The sequence below is a fragment of the Brevundimonas sp. genome, assembly GCF_036659295.1.
GTDB lineage: Bacteria > Pseudomonadota > Alphaproteobacteria > Caulobacterales > Caulobacteraceae > Brevundimonas.
On record NZ_JAVXCU010000080.1, the window covers coordinates 1 to 10,538 of the forward strand.

Here is a 10,538-nt window from a genome sequence, read left to right on the forward strand (position 1 = left end):
CTATTCCGCGCCGTGGGCCGCACCCAGCGTTCCGGCCAAGGCGATCAAGTGGCTGATGATGCGCCACGCGCCGCTGATCCTGCACACGCGCGCCGACATGGCGATGATCCGCTGGACCTTGCAGATGCTGCGTAACTGCACCCCTGCCCGATATGCGGTGAACAAGGGCCGCATGGTGCGTCTGGCCGAATATGCGCGCGACGAACTGGACCTGCTGCGCCAGAAGACCGGCATCCAGTATGACGGCCGCCAGCAAGGCACGCTGCAACTGTTCCGCACCGAAAAACAGCTGAAGGACGCCAAGAAGGACGTCGAGGTTTTGAAGTCCGAAGGCGTGGCGTACGAACTGCTGGATGCCGATGGCTGCCGCCGTGCAGAGCCGGGTCTGGCCCATTCGGAGGTTCCGTATGTCGGTGCCCTGCGCCTGCCCGGTGATGAAACCGGCGACTGCCGCATCTTTACCGAAACCCTGACCAAGATGGCCGAGGCCGCTGGCGTCAAATTCCGCTGGAACGAAACCATTTCGGCCATTTCGCGCGATGGCGACAAGATTGACGGCGTTCTGACCGACAAGGAAACGCTGACGGCAGATGCCTATGTCATGGCGCTGGGTTCGTGGTCGCCGCAGATGGTCCGCAATCTGGACCTGAAGCTGCCGATCTATCCGGTGAAGGGTTATTCCATCACCGCCGACATTCTCGACGATGCCAAGGCCCCCGTCTCGACCGTCATGGACGAGAGCTACAAGATCGCGATCACCCGTCTGGGCACCCGTATCCGTGCAGGCGGCATGGCCGAACTGAACGGTTTCAATCGTGATCTGGTCGCCCGTCGCCGCGATACGCTGAACTATTCGGTCGACAGCCTGTTCCCCGGTGCAGGTAATCTGAAGGACGCCGAATTCTGGTGTGGCCTGCGCCCGAACACGCCGGACGGCACCCCGATTGTCGGGGCCAGCAAATATTCGAACCTGTGGCTGAACACCGGCCACGGCACGCTGGGCTGGACCATGTCGTGCGGTTCTGCCGCCGTAATTTCGGACATGATTTCGGGCAAGACCCCCGCCATCAAGACCGACGACCTGAACCTTTCGCGCTATAATGGCTAAACGCAGCACTTGACCGTTCGCGCGGTCAGGTGTTCACCCCGCCTGTGAAAACCTCAGATTTCGATTTCGACCTGCCCGAAGACCGCATTGCCCTGCGGCCTGTATCTCCGCGTGACAGCGCCCGTTTCCTGATCGTCAAGGACGGCACGCTGCAAGACCGGATCGTGCATGAACTGCCCGACTTCCTGCAGGCGGGTGATGCGCTGGTGTTCAACGACACCCGCGTCATACCTGCCCGCATGAGCGGTATCCGCGAGCGTGTCGGACCGGAAGGCGAAATCCTGACCGTCGAGGTCGAGGCGACGCTGCACCACCGTGACGCCCCCGATGTCTGGTCGGCCTTTATGAAACCGGGCAAGCGGCTCAAGGTCGGCGACCGTGTGCGTTTTGGCAACGACACCGACCGCGCTTGCGAAATGGGCATGCTGGATGCCTTGATCGAGGCCAAGGGCGACGACGGTCTGGTCACGCTGAAATTCGATCTGGCTGGCCCTGCGCTTGATGACGCTATCCGCAATGTCGGCGTCATGCCGTTGCCGCCCTATATCGCGGCCAAGCGCCCCGAGGACGATCAGGACCAGAAAGACTATCAGACAGTCTTTGCCGAGCATGACGGTTCGGTCGCAGCCCCCACGGCGGGCCTGCACTTTACCCCCGAACTACTCGAAGCCCTGAAGGCGCGCGGCGTCTCCACCCATGCGGTCACGCTGCATGTGGGGGCTGGCACCTTCCTGCCGGTCAAGGCCGACGATACCAAAGACCACAAGATGCATTCCGAATGGGGCACGGTCTCGCAAGAGATTGCCGACGCCCTGAACGCGGTTCACTCACGCGGCGGCCGCATTGTCTGCGTCGGCACCACGTCCTTGCGTCTGCTGGAAAGCGCGACGGGCGATGACGGCGTAATCCGCCCGTTCCACGACGACACGGCCATCTTCATCACCCCCGGCTATCGCTTCAAGGCCGTGGACATTCTGATGACGAACTTCCACCTGCCTAAATCGACCCTGTTCATGCTGGTCAGCGCCTTTGCAGGCTATGACACCATGCAGGCAGCCTACAAGCACGCCGTGGACAACAAATACCGCTTCTATTCCTATGGTGACGGCAGCCTGCTGTTCCGCAAGGACTAGCGATCAGAACAGGCCGACCGCCGCGTCGGCCCAGATTACCAGAACAGCCAGAACAATGACCGCCCCCGCGATCCATCGGGCACGGGCGGTCAGCAGCTTCCAGACAGCCAGCTCATAAAGCAGCCCCGCCCCGACAAGCAGCAGGGCCGCAAAGGCAAAGTCTTCCGGTCCCCATGCGACTTCACGGGTGAACTGCATGGCAATGGCCGGAATAGCCAGAATGGCGGCAATCGCGCCCCACATCAGCGGGCGACGATAACGGGCCATAGGCGACATCGGGCGGGTGTGGGCAACCATGATGTGTGGTCTTTCCAAAAGACGCGGCTAAAAGGGTCAGGACGCAGATATCGTCCATAGCTGCAACGCCCGCCAACGCCGCCGGTTCTGCATGGCCAAGATTAAATCATCACAGCGTTTTATTCCTGCGGCATACCGGCCTATAGAAAGGTCATGGTTACCTACTATGACGATCTGCCCGAAGACCTTTCCGCCGCTCTAGACATCCTCGCCTCGGCGTCCGGTGTGATGCAGGATCCGTGGTGGGTGTTCGGTGGCGCGGCCATGGTGCTGGCCGGTTTGACCGACTGGCGGGTGCCGGATGTGGATGTGCTGTGCAGCCCCCGCGATGCCAAGGCCCTGATCGACGCCCTTTATGGCGAAGTGACCCCCGATCCGGGCGAAGGCCTGTTCCGATCGCGCGTCTATGGCCAGATCCTGACCACCCCTGTTCCGGTCGAAGTCATGGCCGAGATGGAGGTCCGCAATGGCGGCGACTGGCATATGGTGACCTTTGAAAGTCGTATCCCTGTAGCGGTAGACGGCGGACGCCTCTATATCCCCTCCGTCGCCGAGCAGATTGAGACCTGCAAACTGTTTGGCCGCCCCAAGGACCTGCAACGCGCCGAACAACTTCAGCGCCTGCTCTGAGACGCTGTAAGAACATTGCCCTTTCCATTTGATATCAAGGCCACCGATGGCCGCGCCCGCACCGGCGTCCTGAAAACCGCACGCGGCGACATCCGCACGCCAGCCTTTATGCCGGTTGGCACGGCGGCCACCGTCAAGGCCATGACGGTCGATCAGGTCAAACAGACCGGTGCCGACATCCTTCTGGGCAACACCTACCACCTGATGCTGCGTCCGGGACCGGAACGCATGGAGCGTCTGGGTGGTCTGCACAAATTCATGCACTGGGATAAGCCGATCCTGACGGACAGCGGCGGCTTTCAGGTCATGTCCCTGTCGGGCATCTCCAAGCTGACCGAAGAGGCTGTGACCTTCTCCAGCCACATCGACGGTTCCAAGCACGTCCTGACGCCGGAACGCTCGATACAGATTCAGGCCGATCGTCTGGGTTCGGACATCGTCATGCAACTGGACGAATGCGTCGCTTGGCCTGCCGAGGAAAAACGCGCCCGTCAGGGCATGGAGCTGTCGGCCCGCTGGGCTGTGCGCTCCAAGAACGCCTTTGGTACCCGCGACACGCAGGCTCTGTTCGGCATCCAGCAGGGCTCGACCTACGAGAACCTGCGCAAGGAAAGCTCGGAGCGCCTGCAGGAAATCGGCTTTGACGGCTATGCGCTTGGCGGTCTGGCCGTCGGCGAAGGCCACGAGGCCATGTGCGAGGTTCTGGATTTCGCGCCGGAGTTCCTGCCCAAGGATCGCCCGCGCTATCTGATGGGCGTCGGCAAGCCGATCGATCTGGTAGAGGCCGTCTATCGCGGCGTCGATATGTTCGACTGCGTGCTACCAACCCGTGCAGGCCGTCACGGTCAGGCCTGGACGTGGGATGGCCCCGTCAACATCAAGAATGCCCGCTTTGCCGAGGATGAGAGCGCACTGGACCCGATGGTCCCCTGCCCTGCGTCACAGGACTATAGCCGCGCCTATCTGCACCACCTGATCCGTGCCGACGAAATCCTCGGCAAGATCTTGCTGAGCTGGCACAACATTGCCTTCTTCCAGGCCCTGACGGCTGCCATGCGCGACGCCATCGAAAAGGGCGAGTTCGAGCAGTTCCGCAAGGACTTCCGCGCTCGCCACATCAAGGCCTGATCCAGATACAAAAACGGGGAGCTTCGGCTCCCCGTTTCTATTTGGCATCCTTAGTGGCGCTGATAGCCCGCGGGGGCGGCAGGCGGGGCGCAATTCTTTTGCTGGCCAATCCCCTTCAGGAAGGCGCGGCGCTGTAGGCCCGCGCGAACAGCGGCCTGCACTTCCTTGCTATGGCGATCTGCGCCCGTAAGGCGACGCACCCATGAGCGAGCCGGAATAAAGTCCGTCACCGTGCTGCGTACGGCATCCAGTGTCGCATCGGCCGCGGCATCGGCGGCCTTGTCGCCAATATCTGCTTCTTCTGTGTTGGCGGCGGCGTCCAGATCAGACCCCAGAGCCTCGTCCAGACGACCGATCTCGGCAGCAATGGCCGAACAGCTACCCATGCCCTGAACGCTGTAGGGCGCAGCCGCAGCCTCGTTCAGGACCGCCGGTATTTCCTGACGCACCAGGTTCAGGTCTTCCAGCGGGGCCTGCAAGGCACTGCCAAGACCCGAATTGACCTGCTCGACCCCTCTGGAGGCCGAAGAGGTCGCAGACTTGGGCGACAGGGTACCGCAGCCTGCAAGCGCGATGCCCGCAATGGCCAATGTGGCGATGGATGATGTTTTCATAGTTAAGCTAACCGCTCCCCGCGAAGGATGTTCCATCTTCGTAGGCGCAAACAGCCACACTGTCGCGCGTGCAACAATGCGAGGGGTAGCTTATTCAAATGTGCGGGAAAGTGATTTCCGCAGTGGTACGCCCCCTCGGGCTCGAACCGAGGACCCTCTGATTAAAAGTCAGATGCTCTAACCAACTGAGCTAGGGGCGCACACTGCGAAATCAAACACTTAGCTGCCGCTTCAGGAAGCCCGTGGGCGACCGCTCCGTGTGAGGGCGGTTTTTGTTGTATTCCGCCCCGAAGGTCAAGGGCCAGTTTGCGTCCAAGTGCGCTTTATTGCGAAATGAAGCGCTTTTTTCGGGTCCCGGACGGATTTCAGGCTGTTTTTGACATTCAAAACGCCCTCGGTGGAACCAGAACGCCCTTTTCGGCTTTCATAAGACGTTGAAATCTCTACGGATCGATTCGTGCCGACGATCGATTCTGAAGCCTTGCCGGGATTTCAGCGATACAAAAGGTTACGAGAAACGATGCCCCATCTGCCTCTCATTGCGCTAGCAATTCCAGATTCACAGACGGTTCATCGCCTGCGGTTCATTAAGCGTAATAATATGCTGGTAAACCTGACCTGACCGGCGTTGGAAATCTTCGAGAACACCATGACCATTCGCATCTCCTACACCACCGCATCTATCGCACTGGCGCTTGCAGGCGGCCTGATCCTTTCGAGTTGTGACAACTCATATGACCAGCATGACTCGGCGGTCATGGAGGTCGAACAGGTCGAGGACGCCGCCCCTGCTGCCGAAGAAGCGGCTACGCCGGTCGTCGCCGAGACACCGCAAGCCGCACCGGACACAGCCCCGACCGAGACCCTGCCGCCTGCGGTTCAAAGCTCCGAAGAATCGGTGCAGCCCGAAAGCGAAACGCTTTTCTATTAATCTGGATGACGAGGGCTGCTGCCAAGGCAGCCTCCGAATGCATTTGTTCCCGCAGCCCGAGAAAGTTACCCTACTAACTTCTCGACGGACTGCCTTTGGGAAGGACTTATTTTGACCGCTCGCCACGGCCTTCTGTTTTCCAGCGTTGCAGTCTGCGCCCTGATCGTATCTGCAACGCCTTCTCTTGCCGAACAGGCGCGGGCCACTTTCGAGTTCTGCTCCCCCCAAAGGGTCAATTACGGCGATCTGGATGACCGGCTGCGCCAAGCCATTGGCGAGGCGGGCGGAACCGAATTAGCGACCGCATCGCGCAAGCGTGCCTCTGCGGAGCGCGCCATGGAACTGGCCACCGAGCTTTTGCGGTCCGAAGGCTATTATGGCGGTTATGTCAGCCTGACCGACACGACCAACACCAATGCCCCGCCCCATCTGTGCGTCTATCCCGGCACACGGTTTACCGTGGTCGATCCTTCCATAAAGTGGTCGGACAGTCTGTTGTTGGTGAATATCACCGACAAGCCCGCTTCCATTGAGGAAGAGGCCAATGCCCCTCCGGCAACGGCCAGCGATATTGCCCCGCCCAACAATCCCGACAGCAACCGTACCGTCACCTACGATACGCGCGTTTTTGATGCCGCTGCGCCCGTACGGGCCGCTGACAGCCGTAACGAAGCCCGCAACGTCGTCGAAGATGCCCGCAAGGCTATACAGCTAGAGGGCAAACCTGCCCGCGCCGAAGACATTATTGCCGCCGAGTCCCGCATCCTGCGTGCCCTGCGCGAAGACGGCTATGCCGATGCCCGCGCACACCCGCGTCAGGTCCACATCATTCATCCGGACACTCAGGCCGGTTCATCCTCCCCGCAACTTGATCCCGAGACGGGAGAGGTGCTGGACGCGGCATCCGCAGATGCCGAGGCCACAACGCCGGGTAACGAAACGATTGCCAGTCTGGCGGACCAGTTGCACCAGAGCCTGATCGGCTCGACGCCGCCGCCTCAGGACCAGAAAGACAACGCCGAAACCCCTCCTGCACCCGACGGTGAAAACACCGGCACTGCCGACGAGCCTGAAGTTCCGGCCACCGTACCGGAAAGCCAGCGATATGCCGGTCACGCAGGCAATGTTGCCATCCCCTTCTTTGTGATCCAGGCCGGTGATCTGGTCCGCCTGAAAGAAGACGTGCTCCTGCTCGGCTCCGACGACAGCTCGACCTCGGGTCGTAGGACGCGCCCTGCGCAGCCGGAGACTGCGGAAGGCGAAAACGAAAATGACAGCGCCACGCCGCGTACCAACCGCGTGGCCGAGGACATCCCGCTAACCCGCACCCGTGCAAAATTCGTCCAGTCTCTGGTCACATGGAAAGAAGGCGACATCTACTCGCCGGAATTGCTGACCCGTCTGGAAAAAGACCTGTCGGATACCGGCGTCTACAATTCGGTCTCGGTTAATCTGGAGCGTCAGCCGCTTCGGATGCAAACCATCGAGAATGGCGTTGCCGGTCCCGTCCGTAATACGACCTCGTCCGATGACGCTCTGCGCGAAGTTCAGGTGCAGTTGGTGGACCGCGACAAGAAGTTGCTTGAAGCGGGTCTGTCCTATGCCACGCAGGACGGCGTCGGTATCGACCTGATGCAGAGCCAGTTCAACCGCTTTGGCCGTGCCGATACCCTGCGCTATATCCTCCGCGTGGCCGATATCGACAGCCGCATCGGTCTGGACTGGACCCGCCCGCACTTCCGCAAGCGTGGCCGCACCATTTCGGCCAGCGCCTTTGTGGTGAATGAAATCACCGATGCCTATGAACGTCAGGCCCTGACCTTTGACGCCGACGTCTCAGAGCGTCGTGGTGACAGATGGTGGGCCTCGGTCGGTCTTGGCCTTGATACCGGTCGCTATGCCGAGGTGCGTTATGACCCGATCACCCAGCAGGCGCTGAATCTGGACCGCGATCTGGCCATTGTAACCCTGCGCGGGGCCATGCGTACCGACCAGTCCAATGATCCGCTGGACCCGACCAGCGGCTGGAAGGCCAGCCTGTCGGCACAGCCGACCGCCGTGACGGGTGAAGACACCGTCTTCTTCCTGCGGACCGTAGCTGAGGCCAGTGCCTATTACGGGCTGGGCGAGAATGATGCCACGGTTCTGGCCGGTCGCGTGAAGATCGGCTCTATTGTCGGCGGCGACGAACTGGTTATCCCGTCGTCTCGCCTGATGTATTCGGGCGGCGGCGGATCGGTGCGCGGCTACTCCTATCAGAGCATCAACCCGCGCCTGCCGGACAATACACCGCGCGGCGGTCTTGGCCTGTTCGAAGCCTCGATGGAGGTCCGTCGCGACATCCGCGACAAGTGGCAGGCCGTCGCCTTTATCGATGCGGGCGCTGTCGGTTTCGAAGCAACGCCGAACCTGACCAATATGCGCTACGGTGCCGGTGTCGGTGTCCGCTACAAGCTGCCGTTCGGCCCTATCCGTGCCGATATTGCCATCCCGCTGAACAAGCGTGAAGGTGACTCCGAATTCCAACTCTATATTAGCATCGGCCAGTCATTTTGACCGAAACGCCCTCCTTGCCAGAGCCTGAACACGAAGCCGCGACTTCCGAAGAACAGACTCCTGCCGAACGCGCGAAAAAGCGCCGCCGCAAGCGCTCGCTTTTGCGCACTGTTGCCGTCTTTTCAGGCATCGGCATCGGTGCACTGGTGGGTGTGGGCGTGATCGCCCTTGTTGGCGGGCGCTATTATCTGTTGTCCGATTCCGGTCGCGAACTGGTCACCAGCTTTATCGCCGGCAAAAAGATCGGTCGCTACGGCGCTATCAAGGTCGAGGGCGTTAGAGGCGACCTCTTTGATGATTTCACCATCGATAAGATCACCGTCACCGACATCAATGGTGCTTGGCTAACAGCGGACGATGTGCGCGTGGACTGGTCGTTCTGGCCGCTGGTCATGCGCCGTTTCCGCGCCGACGAAATCACCGCCAAGAGCATCAATGTGCTGCGCCGTCCAGTGCTGGAGCCGCCGACGGAACCGGGCGGTCCCATGCCCATCAGCGTGGACATCGACAAGTTCGCCACAGACATCCACCTGATGGAGGAGTTCTCCAAGGAATATGGTCACTGGCGGCTAACCGGTGATGCCAATATCCCGCGCAATGGTGCCAAGAAAGCCAATGTCGACGCCCTGAGCCTCAGCCGCCCGGGTGACTTCCTGAAACTGGCCGCAACCTTCAGCGACAAGCCGGAAGAACTGCGCCTGAACCTTCAGGCGCAAGAAGCCATGGGCGGGCCTCTGGCCGGTGCCATGGGCTATTCACCCGATGCGCCATTCTCGGCGATCGCTGTGGTGGATGGCAACAGCGCCGACATCGTGATGAAAACCGGTGCCTTTACCCCGCTCAGCGTCAAAGGGCGCTTTGCCGAAGAAGGCTCGCGCCTGTCCGGCTATATGGATTTTTCGGGCTCGGACCTGCTGGCGCCGTTCATTGAGCGTATCGGCCGCACCGCCCGTATCGGCTTTGCCGCCTTCCCTGTGAAGAACCGCGAAGGGGCCCAGAATATCGGCTGGCGGCTGATTGCCGACAACATCCAGTCCTCGGCCTCGGGCACCATCCTGACCAAGGGCGGGTTCAAGGCCGAGAATATCGCTTTGGAGGTCGCAACCCCGTCCTTGTCGCGCCTCAGCGGTATCAAACTGGCCGATGCCACCAGCTTCAAGGGCGTGTTCAACGGCGATGCCAAAGACTTTACGCTAAAAGGTAATCTGGCCGCAGAGAATGCCGAGGTTTCCGAATACCGCATGGCCCGTCTGACGGGTCCGGTGGAGCTGTCGGTGGCACGCGGTGAGTATAATCTGCAAGGCCAGCTTCGCGCTGCGGGTGCTTCGACCGACGGTATGATCGGTGGCCTGATGGGATCGGCACCGGCGCTGGACCTGTCTGTCTCAATGCTTAAAGACGGGGCCATCCTGCTGCGCAAGGTTGATCTGCAAGGTCAGGCTGCCAGCCTGACCGGATCGGGCGGGCGCAATCTGGTCGGCGGTCTGAAATTCGATGGCGACATCGTCCTCAAAGACCTTTCACGCCTGTCGCCCAAGGCCCAAGGCGCATTCAATGCCCGTATTTCGGCCAATTCTCCCCGCGCCCGTGCGCCGTGGAGCCTGTCGCTGGACGGCACCGGCAACCGTGTCAAAACCGGCTTTGCCGAGGCTGACCGGCTGTTGGGCGACCGCCCCAAACTGAAACTGGCAGGTAGCCTGAATCAGGGCGTCTTGTCCGTGACGCAGGGCCGTCTGGATGGTGACAAGAACACCTTCGTCAACGCCATGGGCCAGTTCAACAACGGCAATCTGGCGCTGAAACTGAACTGGAATGCAGCGGGTGAGTTCCTGATCGGCCCGATCTCGATCCCCGAAGCCATTCGCGGTTCGGGTGCCCTGACCGGCAGCCTGAACTATCCGGTCGTCAATCTGCGCTCCGACTTCCAGCAAATCCGTCTGGCCGACAATGTGTCGCTGGATAATGCCATGCTGGCCATCAACTACAGCAAGCGCCCGCATCCCAACCAGACCAATGGCTTTGTCGACCTGCGCGGCACGATGGGTGGCCATGCTGCCTATGCCCGCAGCTTCTACAGCTTCATCCCCGACGGTGTGCGCCTCAGCGACCTGAATGTGAATGCGGGCGGCGTGCGCGCAGCA

The 10,538-nt window shown here is 60.9% G+C and carries 8 protein-coding genes, 1 tRNA gene and 1 pseudogene; 7 read left to right on the forward strand and 3 right to left on the reverse strand.

All coding sequences use genetic code 11. The features are described 5' to 3' along the window. A partial coding sequence (locus RSB01_RS11750) for a D-amino acid dehydrogenase (protein WP_332625519.1) occupies positions 1–1,108 on the forward strand: 1,108 nt, incomplete at its 5' end. A gap of 44 nt (positions 1,109–1,152) precedes the next feature. Next, positions 1,153–2,241 carry a tRNA preQ1(34) S-adenosylmethionine ribosyltransferase-isomerase QueA gene (gene queA, locus RSB01_RS11755; protein ID WP_332625520.1) on the forward strand — a complete coding sequence of 363 codons (1,089 nt, stop codon included), beginning with the start codon at positions 1,153–1,155 and terminating at the stop codon, positions 2,239–2,241. Between the two features lie 3 nt (positions 2,242–2,244). Here queA and RSB01_RS11760 read toward each other — a convergent pair whose 3' ends face one another. Then, positions 2,245–2,538 carry a hypothetical protein gene (locus tag RSB01_RS11760; protein ID WP_332590925.1) on the reverse strand — a complete coding sequence of 98 codons (294 nt, stop codon included), beginning with the start codon at positions 2,536–2,538 and terminating at the stop codon, positions 2,245–2,247. Positions 2,539–2,691: 153 nt separating this feature from the next. Here RSB01_RS11760 and RSB01_RS11765 point away from each other — a divergent pair, with 153 nt between their 5' ends. Beyond that, the gene (locus tag RSB01_RS11765) at positions 2,692–3,168 is read left to right on the forward strand and encodes a hypothetical protein (RefSeq protein ID WP_332590926.1); all 477 of its coding nucleotides are present in this window, start codon (positions 2,692–2,694) and stop codon (positions 3,166–3,168) included. Between the two features lie 15 nt (positions 3,169–3,183). Continuing rightward, complete coding sequence (gene tgt / locus RSB01_RS11770) at positions 3,184–4,296, forward strand: tRNA guanosine(34) transglycosylase Tgt (RefSeq protein ID WP_332590927.1); 1,113 nt, start codon at positions 3,184–3,186, stop codon at positions 4,294–4,296. A gap of 50 nt (positions 4,297–4,346) precedes the next feature. On the opposite strand, the gene RSB01_RS11775 is transcribed toward tgt, so the two are convergent. Together RSB01_RS11775 and RSB01_RS11780 are read right to left on the reverse strand one after the other, a co-directional pair. Continuing rightward, on the reverse strand, positions 4,347–4,910 hold the full coding sequence (locus RSB01_RS11775; RefSeq protein ID WP_332620416.1) for a hypothetical protein: 564 nt from the start codon (positions 4,908–4,910) through the stop codon (positions 4,347–4,349). A gap of 123 nt (positions 4,911–5,033) precedes the next feature. Further along, positions 5,034–5,110: transfer RNA gene (locus tag RSB01_RS11780), tRNA-Lys, on the reverse strand. A 449-nt stretch (positions 5,111–5,559) separates the two neighbouring features. Here RSB01_RS11780 and RSB01_RS11785 point away from each other — a divergent pair. From RSB01_RS11785 to RSB01_RS11795, 3 genes and pseudogenes are all read left to right on the forward strand, one after another. Next, positions 5,560–5,841: a hypothetical protein gene (locus tag RSB01_RS11785; RefSeq protein WP_332620417.1), complete on the forward strand. Its 282-nt coding sequence runs from the start codon at positions 5,560–5,562 to the stop codon at positions 5,839–5,841. A 111-nt stretch (positions 5,842–5,952) separates the two neighbouring features. Next, positions 5,953–8,397 carry a BamA/TamA family outer membrane protein gene (locus RSB01_RS11790; RefSeq protein WP_332625521.1) on the forward strand — a complete coding sequence of 815 codons (2,445 nt, stop codon included), beginning with the start codon at positions 5,953–5,955 and terminating at the stop codon, positions 8,395–8,397. Further along, positions 8,394–10,538, forward strand: a pseudogene (locus tag RSB01_RS11795) (hypothetical protein); the annotation flags it as partial. The gene RSB01_RS11790 and the pseudogene RSB01_RS11795, both read left to right, overlap by 4 nt.